Consider the following 22,759-nt stretch of genomic DNA (forward strand, 5'->3'; position numbering starts at 1 on the left):
CTGTTCGTTCTCCGGCGATTGTGCATGCTGCATATCAATCAAGCCACTAGAAAACCCGGCTTTCCTTATTGCTATAGCCGATTCCGCTTATTTTCAGCTTGATTCATTATAACGGTTTCTTAATAAAAACACCACTTTTCATCAACACAGACGAATATGAGGGCGATATCTTGCATTTTCTGGTAAGATGATTTTGAATACATACTCCGAACAAAAGAGGTGGACGTCCGTGAAGTTCTCACAAATTCAGTATGAGCGCATGGAAATGGACAAGGTTGAAGGACAATTCACACAATTATTGGAAGCGTTTCAACAGGCTACAAGCTTCTCCGAGCAAGATACGATCATGGCTCAATTGAACAAACTGCGACAAGAAGTGGAATCTGCACGGAATGTCGCACAAATCCGCCACACGATCAATACAGAAGATCCCTTCTACAAAGCGGAACAGGACTATTGGGATGAAGCAACGCCTTTGTATACCGGTATCGTTTCCCGCTACTATCAGGCGATCGTCGATTCTGGCTTCCGCGCTGACTTGGAAGAAAAATGGGGTGCACAGCTATTTCGCATCGCGGAGAGCACACTCCGTACATTTTCTCCGGAAGTTATCACTGATTTGCAGGAAGAAAACCGTTTGGCCAGTCAATATGTCGCACTGAAAGCTTCTGCCAAAATCATGTTTGAAGGAGAAGAGCGAAACCTTTCAGAGATGGTTCCCTTTACAATTGCGAAAGATAGAGACATGCGCAAACGTGCTAATGAAGCGAAGTATGCGTATATGCAGCAACATACGGATGAATTTGATCACATATACGATACTCTCGTCAAGGTACGCACACGCATCGCCAAAAAACTCGGCTTCAATAGCTTTGTGGAGCTAGCCTATGCACGTTTGAACCGCACCGATTACAATGCAGAAATGGTAGCCAGTTTCCGCAAGCAAGTACTTGAGCACATCGTTCCAGTAGCGTCAAAACTGGTCGAACGTCAGCGCCAACGCATTGGTGTCGATACACTTGAGTATTACGATCTTTCCTTTGATTTCGCTACAGGGAATCCAAGCCCGAAAGGCCCGCCGGAGTGGATTGTTGAAAACGGGAAAAAGATGTATGCCGAGTTGTCACCTGAAACAGACGAATTTTACAACTTCATGCTGGACAATGACTGTTTAGATTTATTGAGCAAAAAAGGGAAGGCTACAGGCGGCTACTGTGAATACATCAGCCAATACAGGCTCCCATTTATTTTCGCCAATTTTAACGGTACCTCTGGTGATATCGACGTACTTACCCACGAGGCAGGACATGCGTTTCAGGTGTATGTAAGTAGAGATTTTGAAGTTCCTGAATATCATTTCCCAACCTACGAGGCGTGTGAAATACATTCGATGAGCATGGAGTTTTTGACGTGGCCATGGATGGAGCATTTTTTCAAGGAAGATACCGACAAATACAAATTCTCTCATCTGAGCAGCGGACTCCTGTTCATTCCGTACGGCGTGTCTGTTGATGAGTTCCAGCATGTTGTCTACGAGAACCCAGATATGACCCCGGCAGAGCGTAAACGTGCATGGCGTCAAATTGAGCGCAAGTATCTCCCGCATCGCAATTACGCACAGAATGAGTATCTGGAGGAGGGCGGGTTCTGGCAGCAGCAAACACATATTTTTCAAAGCCCCTTCTATTACATCGACTACACACTGGCCCAGATTTGCGCGTTCCAATTTTGGAAACGGTCTCAGTCTGAACCAAAACAAGCTTGGGACGATTATTTGACGCTTTGCCGCGAAGGCGGAAGCAAGTCGTTCCTCGAGCTGGTACAAGTGGCGAAGCTGTATTCACCGTTTGAGGACGACTGTATACCATCGGTGATTGGCGAGATTGAACAATTTTTAAATAGCATTGACGATAAAAGCTTGTAATAAAGTAGTATACAGAAAAGCTGGCATTTCCCGTTTGGGTTGCCAGCTTTCACTTATTTATTGCGATCACGTACATAGTCGGCCAAAGGGCTGAGTGCAGAATTCTCGATTCCCGCATCCGCAAGCGCTGCTTTTGCCTCCGCAATCAATTCGTCAAGACGCGCCTTCGATTCGGCTAGACCAAGAAGCGATGGGTACGTCGCTTTTTCCCGATCCGCATCACTGCCAACTGCTTTCCCCAGCTCTTGGGCATCCCCTTCCACATTCAAGATGTCATCCTGAATTTGAAAAGCAAGACCAATGCAAACACCATAACGTGTCAATGCTTCCATTTGTTCTTCGGATGCTTCTGCGAGGTAGCCTCCCCCGCGCAAGGCTGCGATCAAGAGATCACCCGTTTTGTGACGATGGATAAATTCGAGCTGATCCAGGTTAAGGCGCTTGCTCTCCCCTTCGATATCAGCCATCTGTCCGCCGACCATGCCAGTTGCTCCCGCACGTTTTCCTAGCTCCGCAATCAGTTTCACCGTAGTAGCCGCTGAAACATCCGCTCGATCCATGTAAGCTTCTGCAATGTATCCGAACGCTCTCGTCAGCAAGGCATCTCCTGCGAGAATGGCTGTTGCTTCACCAAATACTTTGTGATTGGTCGGTTTTCCGCGACGAAGATCATCGTCGTCCATCGCAGGGAGGTCATCGTGAATCAAGGAGTACGTATGTATCATTTCCAAGGCAGCCGCAAATGCCACACCCCGTTCAAGCGGCTTGTCCAGTGCTTCGAGAACCGCCAACACCAGCATGGGACGCAACCTTTTTCCGCCTGCCATGAGCGAGTACTTCATGGATTCGTACAAGTTTTCCGGAACTCCTTGCTGCTCAAGAGCTGGCAGGAGTCTTTGTTCTATATAGGCGGTCTTTTCCACCAAATAACTCTCGAATGTATGCACGCCGATCATGATTCTCCTTCCACGCGAAAAGCCTTCTGCTTTACCTGTCCGTCTTCTTCTACCAACTGGGTAATCTTCGCTTCGATTGCATCCAGCTTTTGACCACAAATTCTGGAAAGAGTTACCCCTTCCTGATACAACGTAATCGCTTCTTCGAGGGGAATATCTCCTTCCTCGAGTCGATTGACGACTTCTTCCAGACGCTTCATTGCGTCTTCAAACTGCATATCAGTCTCTTGTTCTGTTTTCTTGCGAGCCACTCTTCTTCTCCTCCTCCCGGTTCACTTTTTCCACACGCGCAGTCGCACTGCCATCACTTAATCGTACCATGATCTCGTCGCCAGGGGCAAACTGTTCCACTGATTTTACGAGTCTGTCATTGGTGTATACGAGTGAGAATCCACGTTGCATGACCTTCAGCGGACTCAATGCTTCCAACGTAGCTATGCGAGCTGCGAATGCCATTCTTTTTTGGTTGAGACGCCCCAGCATTCGTTCGTCCAAGGTGGCACGGAGTTTAGACAGATTTTTTCTTTTATCCCCGATTTGATCGGCGAGGCGATAGCGCTTGATTTGTTCGTCTAATCGCGTATAGCGCTCGCGTCTTCTTTCCAGCAAATGCTTCATCGATTGACGCATCCGCAAATGTGCCCGATCCAGTCGTTCTGCGGCTTCCTCCAACCTCCGCTCCGGTTGGCGCATCGCATACGAATTACTCAAGCGTGTCAAACGGTTTCTCTGCTCAGTCATGGTGCCACGCACTGCTCGATGCATCCGTATTTCGAGCTGCCGCACTCTCTCGACCCATTCCAAATAATGCGGTACAGCCAACTCAGCTGCGGCTGTCGGCGTAGCTGCCCGGACATCTGCTACGAAATCGGCGATCGTCACATCCGTCTCGTGCCCAACAGCGGAGATGACAGGGATGAGGGATGCAGCGATTGCCCTCGCTACGTTTTCATCATTAAATGCCCACAGCTCCTCAATGGAACCTCCACCGCGCCCTACGATGAGAACATCAATGTCAGGCTGATCGTTCATAATCCGAATAGCGGAGACAATCGATGCAGGTGCATCCGCACCTTGGACAACGGCTGGTGAAAGTACGATCTCTGCTTGCGGATACCGTCTGCGAATCGTCGTGCAAATATCTCGGATGGCTGCTCCTGTAGGTGAAGTGACGACACCGACACGTTTGGGAAAACGCGGGAGCAACCGCTTCCTCTCTGCTGCAAACAATCCTTCTTGAGCCAATTTTTCTTTTAGCTGCTCGAATGCTAAATAAAGCGAGCCGAGACCATCTGGCTGCATCTCTTTGGCGTACAACTGATACGCGCCATCTCGTTCGTATGCAGAAATAGACCCGCGTACAATCGCTTTTGCTCCATCTTTGGGCAAGAAACGCAGGAAGCGGTTATGACTCGCAAACATGACGACTTTGATGCGTGACTGCTTGTCCTTTAGCGTGAAATACATATGACCACTGGAATGGTGGGTAAAATTGGAGATTTCTCCTCTCACCCATATATCTTGTAGGTAGGGTTCCTTTTCCAACACCAGCTTAATATAACGATTGAGATCACTGACAGATAAGATATCTTGTAATGCCATGCGGCCCCTCCTTTACAAAAAACTTGGCTTTGCCGTGCATGTAACAAGGACTATGCAAAAGAATGGATAAAGCTTATGCCTTATCCATTCTATAATAAATTGCCGATTTTCTTCTATTGTTTTGCTTGCTTTTTCGCTGCCGCAACGGTATTTTTCAACAGCATGGTAATCGTCATCGGGCCAACACCGCCTGGAACTGGGGTTAAAAAGCTAGCCACTTCTTTGACCTCGTCGAACCTGACATCTCCAACCAGCTTACCGGTTCCGATGCGGTTCACACCAACGTCAATGACGACAGCGCCCGGTTTGACATGCTCCTTGCCGATCATATGCGCCCTACCAGTTGCAACGACGAGGATGTCTGCCTTTTGCGTGAATTCCTCGAGATTTTGCGTGCGAGAATGACACATGGTTACCGTGGCATTTTCCTGTTGCAGTAGCAATGAGACCGGCTTCCCAACGATGTTACTGCGTCCGATCACCACTGCATGTTTGCCTGCCATTGGGGTGCCTGTGCGCTTGATCAATTCAATAATTCCGTGCGGCGTGCAAGGGAGCATCGTATCATTTCCCAATACCATGTTTCCTACGCTAATCGGATGGAAGCCGTCCACATCTTTTTCAGGAGCAATGGCTTCGATTACCGCATGTTCTGAAATATGAGCTGGAAGAGGAAGCTGAACCAAAATCCCATTAACGTTCGGATTTTCGTTCAACTGTTGAATGATAACCAACAATTCTTCCTCTGTGATGTCAGCGTCCTTCATGATGATCTCGGATGAAATACCGACTTCCTCGCAGCCTTTTGCTTTACCACGCACATAGGAGTGAGAAGCCGGGTCATCTCCCACAATAACAACGGTTAATCCTGGTACGATCCCTTGCTTTTTCAATTCAGCTACTTCGTTCGCCAATTCGGCCCGAATACTCTGTGCTACTTCTTTTCCCTGGAGAATGGTTGCAGCCATGGAGAAAATGCCTCCTTTATCAACGTCGATACGTTAAGTGTACCGATTTCCCCCTCAGCTGTAAAGCCGAATTATAAAAAGTTCGCATTTATTTAATGTTCGTCTTTTGCTTCATCCACCCCAACATAGCGACTCCGTAGGCATTATCACCGGAGTAAACGGGGTCACAGAAGTACAGCTTCGCCTTCACGGCAGGGTGTTCCAGACGTTTGATCAGCCGCTCACGAATGTAATAATTAGCAGCTACTCCTCCAACAATCAAGATGTCCTTCGGGCAGCCTTGCTCTACTGCATGGCGTAAGGACTTTTCTAGTGTATTGGCAATACATTGCTCTGTCGCCCGTGCAATCTCAGCAGGGCTCGTACTTCCCTTTTCCACCTCACGCAAAAGCGATGCTTCTGGACCAGAAAAACTAAAGGAAAGCCCTTCAACTGCCGAAGAAATCCGAAACGTACCTGTTGAGTCCTTGGCTAACTGCTCCAACGCGGGACCGGCAGGAAAGGACAAACCGAGTGCTACACCAATCCGATCGACTAGTTGCCCAGCGTGCAGATCGATCGTCCCACCTATTTTCTCAATGGTATAACCGGCTGCATGACGCTCGCACAACAACAACTCGCTGGTGCCTCCAGACAAATGCACAGCCAAAAAGCGATCCTCTGTCGGACGCACCTCAGCAGTATATTCCCCCGCCGCTATATGTCCCTCTTGATGAGTCGTCAAGTGAAGGGGAACCCGCAAATAAGTCGCCAACGATTTCGCCAAGCCCTCTCCTACCTTAAATACAGGCATATACGATCCGTCTTGCGGACGCGGCTTCTCACTCACGCAAATCGCTGCAATCTCGTAATCCTTCCACTTCATCTCTTCACTTAATTCCGGCAGGTTCATCACATGCTGAAAGACGGCTTCGGATTGTTGCAGTCCGCGCTTGCCCTCCTTTACTTTCAGAAGGCGCTTTGCTTCTGCCACAATTCGGCCGTCTTCCTCAGCCAAGCACAGTGATGTCCGGTAATTGCTCGTGTCGATTCCCAACATTACCTTACTCATGCTTGTATCTCCTACCTATTACGCCTGCTTGGTTTCACGCGATTGCAAGAAGCTCGACAACACACCGTTAATGTATCGGTGGGACTGTTCGTCGCTAAAGAGCTTAGCAATCTCAATCGCTTCGTTCATTACGACTTTGTCAGGAGTGTCTTGCTCGAACATGATCTCGTAAAATGCCAGACGAAGAATAGCGCGATCTACATTGGCGATGCGTTCCAATTGCCATCCACGCAAAAACTTCTTAATTTCCGCATCAATCTCAGTCAAGTTTTTCAATACACCGTCGAGGAGATAACGCAAATACTGTGCATTTTCCTCGGATTCCTCCATGACGAGGGCAACCGCATCCGTTAGCGGAACCTCTGCCATATCAATTTGGAAAAGACATTGGACTACTTTTTCTCGTGCTGTTCTTCGTTTCATTCCATTCACCTACTAATTAAAATGAGCTTTTGCCCCAAAACATTTGTTACCGAAACTTGCCTGGCAAGATCTTATCGAGTATCTCACGCAGGTCTTCTTTATGGTCGAGCTTTCTACCGATATAATATCCAGTCCCGACAAACACAACAAAAACCAGTGTATCCCAAAATCCGACGAGAAGGTAGATGATACCGAAAAAAAGTCCGGCCAAAATCCCCATTAGCTTCCCCTTGTGTTCCCACAATAACTCCCACACCATGGACTTCACCTTCTATTCCACCCGTTTACGAGCCGCGTAGTTTTCCTGCTGAGCTACTTCCGTCACGACAATCGCCACCTCGGAAATGACAACACCAGCAATTCCCTCGACTTGCTCCTTCACGTCAGCCTGTAGCTTCTGTGTCAGCTCAGGTAATGGCGTTTCTCCATCTACCGAAACACGCAGGGTGATAATATTGCCGCTCTCGAGTGCTTTGACTGTCGTTTTCATATCGCGCACTCCTTTCACTCGGCGGGCTGCACGCTCTGCAATGGTCTGGATCGTCTGAATCGTAATGTTGACCTCACCCAAATCACTGCGCTGACGGATTCCCCGTTCTACTTTAGGCTTGTTAGAGCGGAAAGAACTGAAAAAGAAGCGAAGGCTGACTACGAGGAAAATGATCGCGACAATGAGATAGGTGATGTTCGTACCCGTCAGCATCTGATCCACATATGGTCGGAAAAATTCTTGCGGGATCAATCCGCTGGTCGCTGCTATCGCGATGCAGGACAAAACAATGAGCGCAAAGCTATAAATCGTCAAGATAAAGCGGTCAAACAAGTTCACAAGCACCTCTCCTTTCAGCCATGTTTGAAAAAAGGAGACAAACACGGCACGCTCCGGAAAACTCCATGAATTTACGCTGAAAGCCTAAACAAAATCACGTTTTCAAATGAGGAAAATGCCCCCTGTTCGTAGGGGGCATCCATCCGCTGCTTGTTAGCGCACGCGCTGGTGTTCTTCAACCGGTACTGGTGCCGGTGCTTTTTCTTCAGCTTTCAACTCAACATCTACGATATGTACGTTTACTTCAACTACCGAAAGACCTGTCATGCTCTCAATCGTATTGCGTACACTATCTTGAATATTTCGAGCGACCTCCGGGATGCGATGTCCGTATTTGACAATAATCGAAACATCCACCGCTGCTTCGCGGGAGCCAACTTCTACACGCACACCACGCGCTATATTTTTACGGCCTAAACGTTCAGCTATTTCACCTACGAAACCGCCGCTCATTTGCGCCACACCTTCTACTTCGGACGCAGCCATGCCGGCGATCACTTCCAATACTTCGGGAGCGATCTGGACCTTACCAAGTTCTGTTCTATCTAAATCTGGAGTAAACTCTTCCATGCTTCGCACCTCCCTCTAATTTGTAATTCATTATACCAAGCACACCGTATTTTTACAAATCAGCCTACTTACTCTTCATCCAGGTTCAAGTCGTAGGTTTCCAAGAATTTCGTATCAAAATTACCGCTGACAAATACTTCGTGATCCAATACCTTCAAATGGAATGGAATCGTTGTCGTAATACCCTCGACGACGAATTCACTCAAGGCCCGCTTCATACGGTCAATCGCTTCGTTGCGATCCTTGCCCCACACAATCAGCTTGGCGATCATAGAGTCGTAATATGGCGGAATGGAATATCCCGCATACGCTGCACTGTCTACGCGCACACCAAAGCCGCCTGGCGCCAAATATTCTGTGATACGACCTGGCGAAGGCATGAAGTTTTTCGCAGGATTCTCCGCATTAATTCGGCATTCAATAGCCCAGCCATCCATTTGGATATCCTCTTGCGTAAAGGACAATGGTTGGCCTGCCGCTACAGTCAGTTGCTCCTTGATCAGGTCAAAGCCAGTCACCAGCTCGGTCACAGGATGCTCTACCTGAATACGCGTATTCATTTCCATGAAGTAGAACTTTCCGTGTTTGTCCAGCAAAAACTCGACAGTGCCCGCACCGTGATAGGAAACGGCTTTTGCCGCCGCAACAGCAGCTTCACCCATTTGTTGGCGCAGCTCTTCACTCAATGCTGGAGATGGAGCTTCCTCGATCAGCTTTTGGTGTCGACGTTGGATGGAGCAATCGCGCTCACCCAGGTATACGGCGTTGCCATGCTTGTCTGCCATGATTTGAATTTCCACATGGCGCGGACCCTCTACGAACTTCTCCAAGTAAACCCCTGGATTGCCAAAAGCCGTTTTCGCCTCGTTTTGCGCCTGACGGATCGCTTTTTCCAAATCTTCGTCGTCAACGGCTACGCGCATGCCGCGTCCGCCGCCACCCGCTGTCGCTTTGACCATGACAGGATAACCAATCTCGTTTGCGGTGACTACAGCGTCCGCCACATCTTCGATCAGACCTTCCGTACCTGGTACAGTAGGTACACCTGCCGTTTTCATCGTATCCTTCGCTGTGGACTTGTCCCCCATCTTCACAATGGCTTCTGGGTCTGGACCAATAAAGGTAATGTTGCAGGCGGTACAAATCTCGGCAAAGTCGGCGTTTTCCGCCAAGAAGCCATAACCAGGATGGATAGCGTCTGCCCCGACCTTGGTCGCTACACTCATGATGTTTGCTATATTCAAATAGCTTTCCTTGGATGCCTTTGGACCAATACAGTAGGCTTCGTCGGCCAGCTTCACATGAAGCGCTTCACGATCCGCTTCGGAGTAGACGGCGACCGTACGAATGCCCAACTCGCGGCATGCCCGGATAATACGCACGGCAATCTCCCCGCGATTGGCAATCAATACTTTTTGAAACATTCCGCTCTCCCCCACCTTATTCTGGCTTCACCAAAAACAATGCTTGGCCATACTCAACCAATTGACCGTCTTCTACGAGAACTTTCACGATCTCGCCGCTTACTTCTGCTTCGATTTCGTTAAAGAGCTTCATAGCTTCCACGATGCAAACAACTTTGCTCGCATTTACTTTGTCACCAGCTTGTACGTAAGGCGGCTTGCCTGGTTCTGGTGCGCTATAGAAAGTCCCTACCATTGGAGATACAATCTTGTGGAGATTTGCGTCATCCGAAGCTTGTACAGCTGCTGCTTTCGGAGCTTCTGCTACGACTGGCGCTGCCGCAACAACTGGCTGAGCCGGGATATGTGCTACTGGTGCTGCAACAGGAGCTTGAACCGCTGGTTGCGTGACGACAATCGTTTCCGTACCATTGGATTTTTTCAGAGACACCTTGGCACCTTCTGTTTCCAAGTTAAATTCTTGAATGGATGATTGATCAATTAACTTAATGATTTCGCGGATTTCATGCATTTTCATTACGAACAAGCACTCCTTCTTTTCTTTCAATAGAGGTTCGTGGAGTCCATTATGTATCCTTTTGGCAAACCATAAATCCATGGTAGCCTGTTGCCTATACCACGTCAAGAAAGGATTTCCCCGCTTCTTTTCCAACAGAAGCGAGAAAATCCTTACCATCATGCCCGTTTCTCCTATCCATTATAACGAGAATGTACCGCAGCTTTTATTAGGATGACTTGTATTGTACGTTAATGTTTGTCGCCGGGATATTCAAGTGCTGCTTCACGTTTGCAATGATTTCCACGACCTCGTTTGCGCTCAATTTATCTTTTTGTACAATGACTGTCGCCTTTTCATTTTGGACAGTAACGACCGCATCCTGATAGCCACTCGCCTTGAGCATTTCTTCTGCAGTCATCGTAGCACTTTCCATGTTGGACAGTTCTTCAAACTTAGCCATCGCTTCTGCTACTGCCTGCGGAGAGGAATCCGTGCTGTTTACGATTGCGAGCTGTTCGTCTTTTTGTTGCTGCAGCATGGCTTCGCGTTTCATTTTGTAGCCTTGGAAGATTTCACTCGCCGTTTCTGCTACTGGAACGACCGTGTTTGTTGCCGCTGGCTTCGCTTCTGGTGCAGCAGGAGTCTTGGCTTCCTTCGTGCCTGTTTTCTCGTCTGCTGGAGTTGCCTTTGGAGCTTGATCGACAGGAGTTGCTTGTGGGGCGTGATCTACTTGCTTGGATTCAACCACCACACCGGAAATTTGCTCTTGTTTCTGGACGGCTTGCTCTTGTCCTGATGTTGGGATTTGATCTTGCGGTCCCTTCACCAAGTAATAGCCGGAGAGCACAACCATGACAGCAAGCATTGTCAACAACCATACCGTTTGCTTTCGCAGAATCATTCGCCATTACCTCCTACCCTTTTTTGGGCAAAATGGATATTTTATAAGCGGGAACATCCAAAACCTTTTGAACGGCTTCAGTGATCCACGCTTTAACCTGGATGTTATCGGCCCCTTTAGCCACTACCAGGACCCCGCGGACTTTCGGCTTCAGCGTCTTCACAATAACGGGGGCATCTTGCTTGCCGCCTTGCACGATGACGACCTGCTCATCTCGTGACTGGTCATTTTGATTGCGGGTTGCCTTTTCTTTGTCCATTTCCTGATTGGTTGAGGAACGAATGTTGCGGTTTTTTTCCACAACCAGCTCTGGTGTTGATTCCAGATTGACCATGACCTCTACTTCGCCGACGCCCACAACAGAAGCGAGGATATCGCGAAGCTGCGTCTCGTAAATGTTTTCATATTCGGCAATGATATCAGTAGTCGGTGATCCCCCTAGCACCTGGGAAGTTGAATCGCCTCCAGGAGGACCTGGCGCCTCATTCCCTATATCTCCAAATCCGAGTGGCTGATCCTTTTCCACTCTGAGGAAATCCGTCAAAATCATGATGGCTACGCCTATTCCCAATACGACGATGAAATAATGCAGCGGCTTTAGTTTTTGGCTTTTGCCTTTGCTCCCCACTACGATTTTCTTTTCTTCCTGCATCTTCTCGCCTTGTTGCTTCATGAACAGACTTTTCAGCTTTTCCCACAATTGGTTCATTTGGTTCATTGTTTTCACCTCGCTTCACTGACTATATCCGCTACTGTTTCTCTCTTTCTCTCGATTCGTCTTTGATGACGACCTGACTCTTCGAAAGCCCCCACTCTTTAGCGACATCGTTAGTGATTTGCGCGTAAAGTGGGTTGTCATGTTGAGCAGTTGCTGCAATATCTGATTTGGGATCAGGTTGTACTTCAATGGGTTCGCCAATCGTAATCTCAACAGGCTGGACAGGTTTAATCGGTTCAATCATGCTCTGCCCTTTTTGCTCTTCCTTGTTTGCGTCACCGACTATCAGCTCGATTCGCTCAAGGGTTGGCTGTTCCGGATTTTGCTGATTAACGGTAATCGTCACATCTTCGACAGTTACGCCGTACTGCTCTTTGACACTGGCTTTTACCGAGGACGCTACCTGAGACTGGACATAAGCAGTCATTTGTTGGTTTTGTTGACCGAGCAGCTTGTCAGTGATGCGTTTCCACTCTGCCGAAGCAGGCTTGTTCAGCTCTTGTTGGTAGCGATCCAGACGAAAGGCCAAATCTTCCTGCGAGAGGCTGAACAGACTGAACACAGGGGAAATGATCGTTAGCAAGAGAATCAAGCCCATCACCATTTTTACGTAGCGTTGCAGTGTCGTATTGGGCAGGATCAGATCGAGGAAGGCAGCCAAAAGGACGAGCAGGATAATTTTTTTCAACCACAGTGTTAACCACGTCATCTCATCACCTACCGAACCATCATGGAGATGTTGCCCGCCGCAATAATGATCGTAATCGCCAGAAAGAACATCAAGCCAACCGTTGCCAAAGCAGCGAAGACAAACAAAAGACTTTTCCCAATCGTGCCTAACGCACTGATGATTGGGCTGTTTCCAAGCGGTTGGAGTACGGCAGATGACAGATTGTAGATCAGAGCCAGTACCAGTATCTTCAAAGCTGGAAACGCGCATAGCATGATCAGGATTAAAACTCCTGCCAAGCCCACGGCATTTTTGACCAGTAGCGAGGCATTGAGTACGGTATCTGCCGCATCGGAGAACACACGTCCTACTATCGGGATGAAATTGCCCGTGATGTATTTCGCTGTTCGGAGCGTGACCCCGTCCGCAACGGCTGAAGTCGCTCCCTGTATGGAAATGATAGCGAGAAAGATCGTCAGAAATGATCCGAGGACACCCATTGCAATATTGCGAAGTAAGGTCGCTAACTGTGTGACTTTGTACCTCTCTGAAAACAGGCTGACGATAGAGAGCATCGCAGAGAGAAACAGTAGCGGAAACACAACGTAAGAGATCATCATGCCACTGGTGTTGATCATGAAAATAATCAGCGGGTGAAACATCGTGGCGGATGCCAGATTGCCTACCGAAGCGAGCAGCGCGATGACGAGTGGGATCATAGCCAGCATGAAATCAGACATGTTCGCAATTGCATCTTTTGCATAGGTAATGGCGACATGAAAGCTGTTGATCGCAAGTACCATCAAGACGAGATAAGTAATCGAGTACGCCACTGTCGATACCGCATTGCGTTCAAAGGCATTCTGCATCGTTTCGAGAATCATCGCAAAGACCGTAATGATTATGATGGAGCTGAGCAGCTTTCCATTCATCAAAATCTCGTGAAAGATGAATTTGCCCATTCCTTGCAGGACGCCTGAAATACTGAAATCACCTTGCTGCATGAGGATTTGGATAAAGCCTTCCGATTTCAAGTCGGGCAAGTACCCTTTATAGTCGCGCTGCAACTGATGCCAATACTGTTCGACTCTGTCTAGCTGCAAGTGATCGACCTGTTGCTGCACGATTTGATTGATCGGACCGGCTGCGGGTGCAACAGCGGGTGTCATAGCAGCAGACACGGCAACTGGAAACAAGGCAAGAAGCAGGAACAAGAACAGGATCAGCTTGCAAGTGTGTGCCATGGACATCCCACCTCCCTTATGCCGGCAACAAGTCGATCACTGTTTCGATAATGATTTGGATGATCGGTACAGCCATAACCAGTATGAGGACTTTTCCAGCGAGCTCGATTTTCGAAGCAATCGCACCTTGTCCAGCATCTCGGGTCATTTGGGCACCGAATTCAGCAATGTAGGCAATTCCGATGATTTTTAGAATCGTTTCCAGAAACACAAGGTTCAAATCTGCTTGAACCGCCAATCTTTCCAAAATCCGAATGACATCTGCTATTTTTCCGACGAGAAAGTAAAAGATGATGACTCCGCTCGCGATCGCCAGCAAAAAGGCGAACATCGGCTTCTGTTCCTTAATGACTAGCGCGAGAATTGTAGCCACCAGTCCTAGTCCGACAATTTGTACAATCTCCATCTGGAGCCCCTCCTCAGTTGAACAGGAAGACGCGTTTTACCTCGGAGAACAGATCACCGATGTAATGGGACACCATGTACAGGACAATGATGAATCCGACCAGAGTTGCCCAATGCGCAATATCTTCCTTGCCCGCCTGCTTCAGGACTGTATGCAGGATGGCTGTTATGAACCCTACTGCTCCTATCTGGAAAACAGGTGTCAAATCAAAATCCACTGTGAACACCTCGCCTTTAGAACATCAGGATGACGACCAAGAGTCCACCTAAAAAGCCCAAACTCTTGTACATTTTTTCGTACTTTTCCTGTTCTGCACGAGCCTCCTCTTCCAGCCCTCGCAGGTGGGTGACAGCTAGGCGCAAATGCTTTTGCTGGTCTTCCCGATCGGATGATCCAAGTACTTGACCTAGACTCTCAAGCACCTCTCGCTCTTGTTTGCGCAACGCGGTTTGGGTCCAGAGTCTATTCATGGCTTGTTGCAAGGCTTCCTCAGCCGAATGCGCCTTTTCTGTCTGCAAGAATTCAGCCGCCAGAATAAATACTTTCCCTACCTCTTCGGACACGCGATGACCCACCTTCACAAACGCCCGCTGTAATGGGGTCATCCCGAACACGATTTCCGTTTCGAGCATTTGCAGAGCTACGAGCAGAGCTCGAAGCTGAACAGGACGATTCGCGTAATACTTACCGATCTGCCAACCAACCATCGACGCCGAAAACAGGATGAGTACGGCTCCCATCAGCTTGACCATGCAGCCTTCTCCCTTTCAACCAGGTTCATGCTTTGATCGTAGATGGCCTGGATCGTTCCGACACCTTTTGCCCGGCTGAGTACGATATAGCGGGAAAAGGCTCCATATCGAATCAGCTTGCCTAGCATGGGGCGTTCAGCTACCTCCTTGACGCTCGCTCCATGCGCCGAACAAATGACGGCTACACCTGCATGAATCGCTTCCCAGACTGCGTCGCCATCCTCCGCTCTTCCCACCTCGTCCACAATCAGCACATCAGGAGACATGGAGCGAATCAACATCATCATCCCTACAGCTTTTGGGCAAGCGTCCAGCACATCTGTTCGCGGACCGACGTCTCGTTGAGGAACTCCTTGCAAGCATCCCGCCAACTCAGAACGCTCGTCCACAATTCCTACCTTGCGACTTGAAGCCCACTCGCTCCCGTAGCTGATGGTTCGCGCCATATCACGCAACAAGGTTGTCTTCCCGCACTGGGGTGGGGAGATGAGCAGCGTGTTTTGCAATTTGCCATCCTCAAACAAATACGGCATGACCTTCCTGGCCGCGCCTTTTTTCTCGCGGGCAATCCGGATGTTGAAGCTGGTCACATCTCTGATTCCCTTCACTTCACCTTTGTCCAGCACCACTTTCCCCGCAATGCCAATACGATGACCGCCAACCACCGTGATGTAACCCCTTTTCAACTCTTCTTCCAAGGCATAGAGAGAATGCTGGCTGACCTGGTTTAAGAGCTTTGCAGCCTCTTCTGCTGAAAATTGCCAACCTTGCGCGGAGATCGAGGTGATTTGCCCCGACGGTGTCACATAGCTAGATTGTTGGCCAAACCGGACTTCTAGCGGCTGGTTTTGCCGAAGCCGAATCTCTTCCAGATTCTCTCTTACCGCGATAGGAAGGGCCGTCAAAATCGTGCGTAAAGTTGCTGGCAATATCGTCAAGATCTCATTCATCAGGTACCCTCCTTTTGCCGCGCATTCTGCCTCTGTCCACTTTGACTTACCTCCATCCTATGCAGAGGTGGACGAGATTTATGCAAAAAAAATAGCTTGCTCTCGTGCTAGAACGCGAGTGCAAGCTTTTCCTATTGGGATCAGCGATTATCCGTTTTCTTGTTATCCACCGGCTCTATTACATAGTGTCTGAAACCTTCCTCATCTTTGCCCTCGTGCAGATAGATTTCTTTCTGGCAGCTTGGGCATGAGAACTCGTAGGTTGTATCGAGATGGGGATCTACTTGTCCTTCAAACAGTTGGGCATCTTCATCATCATCCAAATCGTAGAAAGCCGCATACTCGTCATCATCATCCTCACAATCGACAACGGTTTCGTACAAGTCATCATCATCTTCAAAAAGGTAGAGCTCAATGTCCTCTAAATCTTCATCCAAGGCCTCCACATAATCCTCTGTCTCTTCCACTCGCGCGTGAAGCTCTCGTAGCTGACCCTGCACCTCATTTAGAATCTCAATCATCTCTACCATAATTTTTCCTTCGGGGCTCTTCTCCCCCACTTCCAACCCATCTGCCAACCCTTGCAAGTATGCGATTCGATTCGCCAATGATTCTGGCATCCACATTCCCTCCCATCCAATCTCTCCCACATATCGTTCCCCATCGTGCGTGTATTTACCAATGGAAGGAAATGGTTAACTACTTGCGGACGCCAATCAAGATGCAGGAGATCCCCACCAGAATCCAGGCAATTTTGGCAAAGCTAACCCGATCCGACATGCCCAATAAACCGATTGTCGTAGTGGTGATCAAAATGATTGGCCCGACAATCGCAAGACCCGAATTAATGAGCAATGCTTTTTCGACCTGGTTCACTTTCAAAATGAGCAAAGCTGCAATGATCTCGATACTGCCTGAGAAGACCCTAAGCGCCGCCATACCCATAATTGCTTTTTCCAACATACCGTCTCGTCCTCCCCTCCTTTCACTCTATGCCTGTACCACATCATTTCAGCACTTTTTGCATAACCACTATAGGCTTTTGCCCTCACTCCTCCCCTCCACTGGGCATACACTGAACCATACGCCTAGAAGAAATGAGGAACTTGCCGATGGTAGAGTGTGATCAATCGTTTTTGCCTGACAGCTGGGCAAACCCGTCCGGGCAAATCCGAGAGAAGCCCCGGGCGAAGGGCTTAACCATGGTCATTGACAAAGGCCTTGGACTTACCGCTTATTCCGACTTGTTAGCGCTGGCTGCTCCCTATATCGATCTATACAAACTCGGTTTTGGCACCATCGCTCTGTATCCCCTCGAATTACTCAACCAAAAATTGACCCTCGCAAAACAAAATGGCGTACAAATCATGCCAGGAGGAACTTTTTTTGAAATTGCCATCCGTCATAATACGATTGCCGATTATATGAAGCTGATTCGCTCCCTCGGTTTTACGGCGGTCGAAATATCCGATGGAACGTTCCCTTTATCCTTCGCACAACGTCAGGAAGCCATCAATTACGCGTTAGACAATGATCTGATGGTCTACACGGAAGTCGGGAAAAAAGCTGCCGATTATCGCACTTGTCGAGAGGAATTGCTGGAGACGCTTAGCTTCGACCTGCACAATGGTGCCAGTCACGTTATTGTGGAAGCGAGAGAGAGTGGGACCGTCGGCGTTTGTGATGGGGACGGCAATATTGACGATTCCTTCGTTTTAGACATTGTCGCGGCGGCCAAAGAAAAAGCCTCCCGCCTGATCTGGGAAGCCCCACAAAAAGATCAACAGGTCTGCTTCATCAAAGCCATCGGCAGCGACGTTAATCTCGGAAATATTGCCTATACGGATGTATTTTCTGTGGAGACGCTACGACGAGGATTGCGCGGCGATACAGCCCTGCTCATGGAGAGAGGGAGGTTTTATCCGTGCGAATAGAAGTGGTGCCGACCGTGGAAGAAATTCGTTTTGAACAGATCAGCAATCATGTTGTCATTGTCATCGATGTGCTTCGTGCCTCCAGTACGATTGTCACCGCATTAGGCAATGGATTTCGTAGCGTCATCCCGGTCGAAACAATAGGGCAAGCGAACTCCCTCCGCACGGGCGACTGTGTTTTGGCTGGTGAACGGCACTGTAAGAAAATCCCGGAATTCGACTGCAACAACTCACCGACCGAAATCGCAGCTCTGGGGAAAACGGGGAGCCAGCTTATTCTCACCACAACGAACGGGACACGCGCGATCCAAAAAGCAGAACGTGCCTCTGCTCTCTTGATTGGCTGCTTCTTGAATGCCACTGCATGCATGCGGCACGCTCTTTCGTATCATCTCGATATTACACTGTACTGTGCAGGTACCCGGTCGGAATTCGCTCTGGAAGACGGTCTGGCTGCTGGCTTGATGATTGCCCAGGCACAACAATCGGTACCGAGCCTCCAAATTTGCGATTTGGGTGAAGTTCTAAAAGCGAGCTACCTATACTACGCAGGAAAACTGAGCGAGCTATTACCCCACACAACCACAGGAAAAAGGCTCGTCCAGCATCATCTGGCAAGCGATATACGGTACTGTGCTCAAGTCGATCAGTATCAAATCGTTCCCTATATCAAGGAGAAACGCATACTCCCACACCTTGTCTCATAATGTGAAAGGAGAACAGGGACAGGGGTTATGATGCCAATGATGTCTGGAGAAGTGATGCTCGTCATCCTGATCGTTATCGGTCTTATTGGGCGCTCACCGATTATTGCCACTGCCGCGAGTATATTGCTGGTGTTGAAGTTAACGGCACTGGAACGTTTTTTCCCAACGGTAGAACGTCGCGGATTGGAGCTCGGCCTGCTCTTTTTGACCATTTCCGTACTGGTTCCATTCGCCAGCGAAAAAATATCGTGGAAAGACGTCACACCACTCTTCACTACGGTTGTCGGCTTAACCGCTCTGGCTGGTGGGGCCATTGCCACCTGGATGAATGGAAAAGGACTCGATTTGTTGCGCTCTGAGCCACATATGATTGTCGGGCTCGTCATTGGCTCGATTATCGGCATTGTGTTTTTTCGGGGCATTCCCGTCGGGCCTTTGATGGCTGCTGGTATTACAGCGTTTGTGTTGAAGCTGTGGGAGTGGTTTGGTAGCAAATAAAAAAACAAAATCCCCCTCTTAACCTTCCATGAGGGGGATTTGTCTATCTTGTTTTAGCGTTTGGCGTTATTGGACGTCTCAAATGGAACTTCCCAGTTGAGGTCTTGATATTGGCGTTGTTGAATCGCGTGAGACAGCTTTAACTCTTTTGGCTGTTTTTCAAGGTCACGGATGAAGAATGTTCCTGTAACACGCACTCTTCCATCCTTGCCTCTTGTATATGTTGTTCCATTAAGCGATACTTTGTATGTTTGTTTGGACTCATCCTGTGCCGACCATTCAGTCGTGTAGACGATTCCTTCTGGCAATATAGACGAGAAAGAAATCAGTGCACCTTTTCCAAAATAGATTTCATCCCCGATTTTTTCTTCGTCCTCCGTTGTTTTCAAGGTAAAGCCCGTTAAGGTATAGGTACTGTCACTGCTCGTCACGGCCACCTTGTCCTTTAACAAGGTATCCACCGGGATGGTTGCCTGAAACTTCGCTGGCTCATACAGGTACAGGGAGTGCATTTTTAATTTGTACGTTTGATCCTTTGCAAGTGGAGTTATCCCATTCCATTTCGTCACTCCTTTCCCATCCTGATGCACTTTTCCTTTGTACGAATGCTCTACGTTGTTCTTTCGAATTTGGTTAAGCTCTTCATGCATGGCATCGTCCCAGCCTGCTACTACATTCCCTTTTCCATCGAATATTTGGTACGCTACTCCCATGTCGATGAAATACCTCTCCATCCTCTCCGCTTCTGTGAACACACCTGTTTTTGGTCCTTTTACAATCCAGCCATTTTGCTCTTTCCATTTTTGGATTTGGTCTTCTCTTTCTTTTGTCCAGAGTGTTTCCATTTCTAGCAAACTTGTACTCGGAACCGTCATTATATTTTGTACGATCATTTTTATTCCTTGCGGTGTCGTGTACGTTTGCCCGATCTGTGTATGGTTGGCCACTTCCCTTGTCTTTTTCATATCAACGGGAAACTCGACCTTCCAGTTTCCTTCTTTCCCACCCAGTATCGTTGCTTCCACACCGACGATGATCTCATCCGGCAATGTCTTGCTATCTTTCAGGAATCGGAAAACATCATGGCTGACGACAAGATACTCTCCTTCTTCACCGTAGGAATAGCCCCCTCCCATTGGATTCAGGTCTTCTCCTGACTTGGTTTTGTAAGTAAGGGACAATCCGTCTTTTTCCATATCAAACGGGATACGCTTGCCATTTTGATCCACGATATTGGCAATGATCGCCATCCGCACTGGATCCGCAACCACTTCTTTTACAACCAGTGTAATTCCTTGATCCGTCACCTTTTTATTGATTTCCTGGACATAACCCTTCTCTGCTGCCTGCTTCATTCCTTGGTCGATGCCTTGTATGGATTGTATGACACTGTTTACGTAGCTCGCAAAAGTCGGAGACACCATGGACCCAAACGTAATGATTGCCGTGACACTCGCTACTGCTAACGCTGTTTTCTTCAAAATGTTTACACTCCTTTTTTTCCAGTTTGGCTTTGGTTTTGGCAATTTCACTTGCTCTAACGCTGTCATCACCTGGGAAGTAAAATCTGCGGGCAACGCACTTGGAACGTTCAGGCTCGGGAACTCCTCGCTACTATCCTCTTCCTCCATCAATCGACTCTGACAGAGCAGGCACTCTTCGACATGTCGTTCCAGCAGTCTAGATTCACCTGCCGATAGCTCATCAGTCAAATACTTGCGCAACTCTTCAGTTTTGGAGCATTTCATAGATAGCAGCACCTCCTGACATTTCTTGCGCGATACTAGCCCGGAGCTTTTTCTTGGCGTGATGGATACGCATTTGTACAGTTGTAACCGGAACATGCAAAATTTCGCTAATCTCTTTGTAGCTCATCTGTTCCAAGTATTTCAGCAAAAACACAACCCGGTATTCTTCACCCAACGCCATGATTTGCTGCTGCAAGGTATCTTGCTTTTCTTTTTCCAAATAAGCTTTTTCGGGTGTATCGGATTCAATCAGTCTTGTCTCTTCCAAAGGTGTTTTGGCGTAATGCTTGTTCTTGCGCCACGCGTCTATACACAGGTTGGACGCAATCCGATACAGCCAGGCCAAAAAAGCATCTGTCGGCTTATATTTATCCAGTTGACAGTACGCTTTGATGAAAGCCTCTTGTGTCAGGTCTTGGGCATCCTGCTGCTGCCCCGTCATTCGATAAAGATAGCTGTATAATCGTTCTTTGTACTTGTCGACCAGGTGCGCGTAGGCATCCCGATTCCCTTTTTGTACCTGTTGTATGAGCAACCAATCATCCTGCAAAGGAAGTCCTCCCATTTCAAAAAAGTTCGCTGCGCAGCGTTCGTTTTGGCAGGCTCATATGGATTAACGGATTAACTTGTATTTTCTTTCCAAAAATGATTACTTTTTTTAAGAAAAGTTTGAGTCAACATGGTGGAGGAGAAGAAAAAGCACGTTCTCTTCGACTCTGACACGCCAGCAGGGATGATTCACTGACCGTCTACACTTAAAAAAGGGGACCGTCGAGCCAAAGCCACCCTATGGGCGGAAGTCTCTCAAGGAAGAAGTGTTCGACAAGCGTGGTCCCCTTTTTTAAGTTCCGACTGAGTAGGCGTTGTCAAGGTCTACGAGCCCTGTGCTTTTTCTTCTCGCCAGCTTTGGTGGTCGAGCGATCGACAACATAAGAAAACCGCCCTTGATAAAAGGCGGTTGAGTTCCATCCATCATTTCCACGAATGGTAGATATTTTCCGCGTACTTGGTAATGGCTTCATCGTAAGTTGGGTACGGATATCCGAGACTTTCTGCCACCGCTTTGGAGTACTTTCGAAAGAGCTCATAGCAAGTGAATAACGATTCCCACATGTCTGCGTAGCTATTTTCGCGATAACTGGATAGTAAGGAATCCCAATCTTCTTTTGGAAGATGGTGATCGATAAATTTGTAGTTTTTCCCAACACTAAAGGTAAACCCTTTCTCACATCCGATTTGCCAAGCCATCATGCGGAGCAAATTCGGTCGGGCAATTTCGTTGAGATGGTCAATCGCAAACAGGATTTCTTTTCTCGCGAGACCTTTGACTACGTACGTAGAGACCATCCAAAATTCATTACAGCAGTCATCAAACTCTCTAGCAGTTGGCTTCCGGGTCCAATATTGATGATCGGAAGGGAGCACCTCGTGTTTGATACGCTCGTCCTTATCCAGCAAAACCTCTACCAGGCCGTGGCTATCTGCAAAATACGGCTCCGTTTCGTCTATCGGAATCAGCGTCAGATCTACTTTATTTCCATCCTCAAATAGCATGAGATAGGAAAACCAATTCCCTAACTCGGACGGAAAAAGCTCCATATCCTCTGGTTTTTGCATCATGATCCGCTTCCCAAAAACATCGAGCCATTGATCATTTTCCTTGAAAGAATCCAGCTCTGTCACAAAATACGAAATATCATAATCTTGGAATGGATCAGCGGGTATATTTTTGTTCGTGCGTGACCCTTCCAAGGTTACCAAGCGGATTCGATCATCCTTCCTGGCGAAATCGATCAGCATGCTCATCATTTCTTGTTCCGTTCTCAAAGCCATACTCCTCCACCCTACTATTTCTCCGTATCACTTAATGTAGTGCAATTACATAATTTTTACAATATGGTATCAATAAGAGAAGCAAATAAAAAAAGCTGCACCCATTTGGAGAGCCGTGCAAAATACTCTTTATCTTGAAAAGAGACGTTCTC

General features: G+C 48.1%; 28 protein-coding genes. 4 read left to right on the forward strand and 24 right to left on the reverse strand.

Annotation, left to right across the window (positions count from 1 at the left end; translation table 11 throughout):
- The first annotated feature begins 229 nt into the window (after window positions 1–229).
- Complete coding sequence (locus ASG16_RS25700) at window positions 230–1,924, forward strand: M3 family oligoendopeptidase (protein ID WP_056492565.1); 1,695 nt, start codon at window positions 230–232, stop codon at window positions 1,922–1,924.
- A gap of 53 nt (window positions 1,925–1,977) precedes the next feature.
- On the opposite strand, the gene ASG16_RS25705 is transcribed toward ASG16_RS25700, so the two are convergent.
- From ASG16_RS25705 to ASG16_RS25805, 21 genes are all read right to left on the reverse strand, one after another.
- Window positions 1,978–2,880 (reverse strand): polyprenyl synthetase family protein, encoded by a 903-nt coding sequence (locus ASG16_RS25705; protein ID WP_056492562.1) that lies wholly within the window; start codon window positions 2,878–2,880, stop codon window positions 1,978–1,980.
- A complete protein-coding gene (xseB, locus tag ASG16_RS25710) occupies window positions 2,877–3,131 on the reverse strand; it encodes an exodeoxyribonuclease VII small subunit (RefSeq protein WP_048032540.1) in 255 nt (84 codons plus the stop codon). The genes ASG16_RS25705 and xseB overlap by 4 nt, the downstream gene beginning before the upstream one ends.
- The gene (gene xseA / locus ASG16_RS25715; protein WP_048032539.1) at window positions 3,100–4,482 is read right to left on the reverse strand and encodes an exodeoxyribonuclease VII large subunit; all 1,383 of its coding nucleotides are present in this window, start codon (window positions 4,480–4,482) and stop codon (window positions 3,100–3,102) included. Before xseA ends, xseB begins: the two co-directional genes overlap by 32 nt.
- Before the next feature lie 113 nt (window positions 4,483–4,595).
- Entirely contained in the window at window positions 4,596–5,450 is an 855-nt protein-coding gene (gene folD, locus ASG16_RS25720; protein WP_056492559.1) for a bifunctional methylenetetrahydrofolate dehydrogenase/methenyltetrahydrofolate cyclohydrolase FolD, read from the reverse strand.
- An 88-nt stretch (window positions 5,451–5,538) separates the two neighbouring features.
- Window positions 5,539–6,501, reverse strand: coding sequence for a tRNA (adenosine(37)-N6)-threonylcarbamoyltransferase complex transferase subunit TsaD (locus ASG16_RS25725; protein WP_056492556.1), 963 nt, complete (start codon window positions 6,499–6,501; stop codon window positions 5,539–5,541).
- An 18-nt stretch (window positions 6,502–6,519) separates the two neighbouring features.
- Window positions 6,520–6,924: a transcription antitermination factor NusB gene (gene nusB, locus ASG16_RS25730; protein ID WP_048032536.1), complete on the reverse strand. Its 405-nt coding sequence runs from the start codon at window positions 6,922–6,924 to the stop codon at window positions 6,520–6,522.
- A gap of 46 nt (window positions 6,925–6,970) precedes the next feature.
- On the reverse strand, window positions 6,971–7,183 hold the full coding sequence (locus ASG16_RS25735) for a DUF2273 domain-containing protein (RefSeq protein ID WP_048032535.1): 213 nt from the start codon (window positions 7,181–7,183) through the stop codon (window positions 6,971–6,973).
- Window positions 7,184–7,195: 12 nt separating this feature from the next.
- On the reverse strand, window positions 7,196–7,753 hold the full coding sequence (amaP, locus tag ASG16_RS25740; RefSeq protein WP_048035786.1) for an alkaline shock response membrane anchor protein AmaP: 558 nt from the start codon (window positions 7,751–7,753) through the stop codon (window positions 7,196–7,198).
- A 153-nt stretch (window positions 7,754–7,906) separates the two neighbouring features.
- A complete protein-coding gene (locus ASG16_RS25745) occupies window positions 7,907–8,323 on the reverse strand; it encodes an Asp23/Gls24 family envelope stress response protein (protein ID WP_007725712.1) in 417 nt (138 codons plus the stop codon).
- Window positions 8,324–8,391: 68 nt separating this feature from the next.
- Entirely contained in the window at window positions 8,392–9,747 is a 1,356-nt protein-coding gene (accC, locus tag ASG16_RS25750; protein WP_056492553.1) for an acetyl-CoA carboxylase biotin carboxylase subunit, read from the reverse strand.
- 16 nt (window positions 9,748–9,763) lie between these two features.
- Complete coding sequence (gene accB, locus ASG16_RS25755; RefSeq protein WP_048035785.1) at window positions 9,764–10,264, reverse strand: acetyl-CoA carboxylase biotin carboxyl carrier protein; 501 nt, start codon at window positions 10,262–10,264, stop codon at window positions 9,764–9,766.
- A 208-nt stretch (window positions 10,265–10,472) separates the two neighbouring features.
- Complete coding sequence (locus tag ASG16_RS25760) at window positions 10,473–11,147, reverse strand: SpoIIIAH-like family protein (RefSeq protein ID WP_056492550.1); 675 nt, start codon at window positions 11,145–11,147, stop codon at window positions 10,473–10,475.
- Between the two features lie 13 nt (window positions 11,148–11,160).
- Window positions 11,161–11,856, reverse strand: coding sequence for a stage III sporulation protein AG (gene spoIIIAG, locus ASG16_RS25765; RefSeq protein WP_056493332.1), 696 nt, complete (start codon window positions 11,854–11,856; stop codon window positions 11,161–11,163).
- A 40-nt stretch (window positions 11,857–11,896) separates the two neighbouring features.
- The gene (gene spoIIIAF, locus ASG16_RS25770; protein ID WP_056492547.1) at window positions 11,897–12,574 is read right to left on the reverse strand and encodes a stage III sporulation protein AF; all 678 of its coding nucleotides are present in this window, start codon (window positions 12,572–12,574) and stop codon (window positions 11,897–11,899) included.
- 8 nt (window positions 12,575–12,582) lie between these two features.
- On the reverse strand, window positions 12,583–13,779 hold the full coding sequence (gene spoIIIAE / locus ASG16_RS25775; protein WP_056492544.1) for a stage III sporulation protein AE: 1,197 nt from the start codon (window positions 13,777–13,779) through the stop codon (window positions 12,583–12,585).
- Between the two features lie 16 nt (window positions 13,780–13,795).
- Window positions 13,796–14,185 (reverse strand): stage III sporulation protein AD, encoded by a 390-nt coding sequence (gene spoIIIAD / locus ASG16_RS25780; protein ID WP_016739903.1) that lies wholly within the window; start codon window positions 14,183–14,185, stop codon window positions 13,796–13,798.
- Between the two features lie 13 nt (window positions 14,186–14,198).
- A complete protein-coding gene (gene spoIIIAC / locus ASG16_RS25785) occupies window positions 14,199–14,402 on the reverse strand; it encodes a stage III sporulation protein AC (protein WP_007725726.1) in 204 nt (67 codons plus the stop codon).
- Window positions 14,403–14,418: 16 nt separating this feature from the next.
- Window positions 14,419–14,937, reverse strand: a complete 519-nt coding sequence (spoIIIAB, locus tag ASG16_RS25790) for a stage III sporulation protein SpoIIIAB (RefSeq protein WP_056492541.1) — start codon at window positions 14,935–14,937, stop codon at window positions 14,419–14,421.
- Window positions 14,925–15,887 (reverse strand): stage III sporulation protein AA, encoded by a 963-nt coding sequence (spoIIIAA, locus tag ASG16_RS25795; RefSeq protein ID WP_056492538.1) that lies wholly within the window; start codon window positions 15,885–15,887, stop codon window positions 14,925–14,927. Before spoIIIAA ends, spoIIIAB begins: the two co-directional genes overlap by 13 nt.
- A 140-nt stretch (window positions 15,888–16,027) precedes the next feature.
- Complete coding sequence (locus tag ASG16_RS25800) at window positions 16,028–16,507, reverse strand: CD1247 N-terminal domain-containing protein (protein WP_056492535.1); 480 nt, start codon at window positions 16,505–16,507, stop codon at window positions 16,028–16,030.
- 79 nt (window positions 16,508–16,586) lie between these two features.
- Complete coding sequence (locus tag ASG16_RS25805) at window positions 16,587–16,850, reverse strand: YqhV family protein (protein WP_007725730.1); 264 nt, start codon at window positions 16,848–16,850, stop codon at window positions 16,587–16,589.
- A 149-nt stretch (window positions 16,851–16,999) separates the two neighbouring features.
- Here ASG16_RS25805 and comA point away from each other — a divergent pair, with 149 nt between their 5' ends.
- From comA to ASG16_RS25820, 3 genes are read left to right on the forward strand one after another with little or no spacing between them, the layout of a single operon-like run.
- The gene (comA, locus tag ASG16_RS25810; protein ID WP_056492532.1) at window positions 17,000–17,821 is read left to right on the forward strand and encodes a phosphosulfolactate synthase; all 822 of its coding nucleotides are present in this window, start codon (window positions 17,000–17,002) and stop codon (window positions 17,819–17,821) included.
- Window positions 17,812–18,528: a 2-phosphosulfolactate phosphatase gene (locus ASG16_RS25815; protein ID WP_056492529.1), complete on the forward strand. Its 717-nt coding sequence runs from the start codon at window positions 17,812–17,814 to the stop codon at window positions 18,526–18,528. The genes comA and ASG16_RS25815 overlap by 10 nt, the downstream gene beginning before the upstream one ends.
- 36 nt (window positions 18,529–18,564) lie before the next feature.
- Entirely contained in the window at window positions 18,565–19,026 is a 462-nt protein-coding gene (locus tag ASG16_RS25820; protein ID WP_047068835.1) for a DUF441 domain-containing protein, read from the forward strand.
- Window positions 19,027–19,079: 53 nt separating this feature from the next.
- On the opposite strand, the gene ASG16_RS25825 is transcribed toward ASG16_RS25820, so the two are convergent.
- From ASG16_RS25825 to ant(6), 3 genes are all read right to left on the reverse strand, one after another.
- Window positions 19,080–20,774, reverse strand: a complete 1,695-nt coding sequence (locus ASG16_RS25825) for a DUF4179 domain-containing protein (RefSeq protein WP_056492526.1) — start codon at window positions 20,772–20,774, stop codon at window positions 19,080–19,082.
- Entirely contained in the window at window positions 20,755–21,324 is a 570-nt protein-coding gene (locus ASG16_RS25830; RefSeq protein ID WP_056492523.1) for an RNA polymerase sigma factor, read from the reverse strand. Before ASG16_RS25830 ends, ASG16_RS25825 begins: the two co-directional genes overlap by 20 nt.
- Window positions 21,325–21,746: 422 nt before the next feature.
- Entirely contained in the window at window positions 21,747–22,601 is an 855-nt protein-coding gene (ant(6), locus tag ASG16_RS25835; protein ID WP_111914521.1) for an aminoglycoside 6-adenylyltransferase, read from the reverse strand.
- Window positions 22,602–22,759 lie beyond the last annotated feature (158 nt).

It is taken from the genome of Brevibacillus sp. Leaf182 (genome assembly GCF_001423865.2).
Taxonomy (GTDB): domain Bacteria; phylum Bacillota; class Bacilli; order Brevibacillales; family Brevibacillaceae; genus Brevibacillus; species Brevibacillus brevis_C.

Excerpts from the sequence above, each read along its gene's own strand:
- ASG16_RS25705 (WP_056492562.1), bottom strand. The coding sequence starts at position 2,880 with ATGATCGGCGTGCATACATTCGAGAGTTATTTGGTGGAAAAGACCGCC.
- xseA (WP_048032539.1), bottom strand. The coding sequence starts at position 4,482 with ATGGCATTACAAGATATCTTATCTGTCAGTGATCTCAATCGTTATATT.
- folD (WP_056492559.1), bottom strand. The coding sequence starts at position 5,450 with ATGGCTGCAACCATTCTCCAGGGAAAAGAAGTAGCACAGAGTATTCGG.
- ASG16_RS25725 (WP_056492556.1), bottom strand. The coding sequence starts at position 6,501 with ATGAGTAAGGTAATGTTGGGAATCGACACGAGCAATTACCGGACATCA.
- nusB (WP_048032536.1), bottom strand. The coding sequence starts at position 6,924 with ATGAAACGAAGAACAGCACGAGAAAAAGTAGTCCAATGTCTTTTCCAA.
- ASG16_RS25735 (WP_048032535.1), bottom strand. The coding sequence starts at position 7,183 with ATGGTGTGGGAGTTATTGTGGGAACACAAGGGGAAGCTAATGGGGATT.
- ASG16_RS25745 (WP_007725712.1), bottom strand. The coding sequence starts at position 8,323 with ATGGAAGAGTTTACTCCAGATTTAGATAGAACAGAACTTGGTAAGGTC.
- accC (WP_056492553.1), bottom strand. The coding sequence starts at position 9,747 with ATGTTTCAAAAAGTATTGATTGCCAATCGCGGGGAGATTGCCGTGCGT.
- accB (WP_048035785.1), bottom strand. The coding sequence starts at position 10,264 with ATGAAAATGCATGAAATCCGCGAAATCATTAAGTTAATTGATCAATCA.
- ASG16_RS25760 (WP_056492550.1), bottom strand. The coding sequence starts at position 11,147 with ATGATTCTGCGAAAGCAAACGGTATGGTTGTTGACAATGCTTGCTGTC.
- spoIIIAG (WP_056493332.1), bottom strand. The coding sequence starts at position 11,856 with ATGAACCAATTGTGGGAAAAGCTGAAAAGTCTGTTCATGAAGCAACAA.
- spoIIIAF (WP_056492547.1), bottom strand. The coding sequence starts at position 12,574 with ATGACGTGGTTAACACTGTGGTTGAAAAAAATTATCCTGCTCGTCCTT.
- spoIIIAE (WP_056492544.1), bottom strand. The coding sequence starts at position 13,779 with ATGGCACACACTTGCAAGCTGATCCTGTTCTTGTTCCTGCTTCTTGCC.
- spoIIIAD (WP_016739903.1), bottom strand. The coding sequence starts at position 14,185 with ATGGAGATTGTACAAATTGTCGGACTAGGACTGGTGGCTACAATTCTC.
- spoIIIAB (WP_056492541.1), bottom strand. The coding sequence starts at position 14,937 with ATGGTCAAGCTGATGGGAGCCGTACTCATCCTGTTTTCGGCGTCGATG.
- spoIIIAA (WP_056492538.1), bottom strand. The coding sequence starts at position 15,887 with ATGAATGAGATCTTGACGATATTGCCAGCAACTTTACGCACGATTTTG.
- ASG16_RS25800 (WP_056492535.1), bottom strand. The coding sequence starts at position 16,507 with ATGCCAGAATCATTGGCGAATCGAATCGCATACTTGCAAGGGTTGGCA.
- ASG16_RS25805 (WP_007725730.1), bottom strand. The coding sequence starts at position 16,850 with ATGTTGGAAAAAGCAATTATGGGTATGGCGGCGCTTAGGGTCTTCTCA.
- comA (WP_056492532.1), top strand. The coding sequence starts at position 17,000 with ATGGTAGAGTGTGATCAATCGTTTTTGCCTGACAGCTGGGCAAACCCG.
- ASG16_RS25820 (WP_047068835.1), top strand. The coding sequence starts at position 18,565 with ATGATGTCTGGAGAAGTGATGCTCGTCATCCTGATCGTTATCGGTCTT.
- ASG16_RS25825 (WP_056492526.1), bottom strand. The coding sequence starts at position 20,774 with ATGAAATGCTCCAAAACTGAAGAGTTGCGCAAGTATTTGACTGATGAG.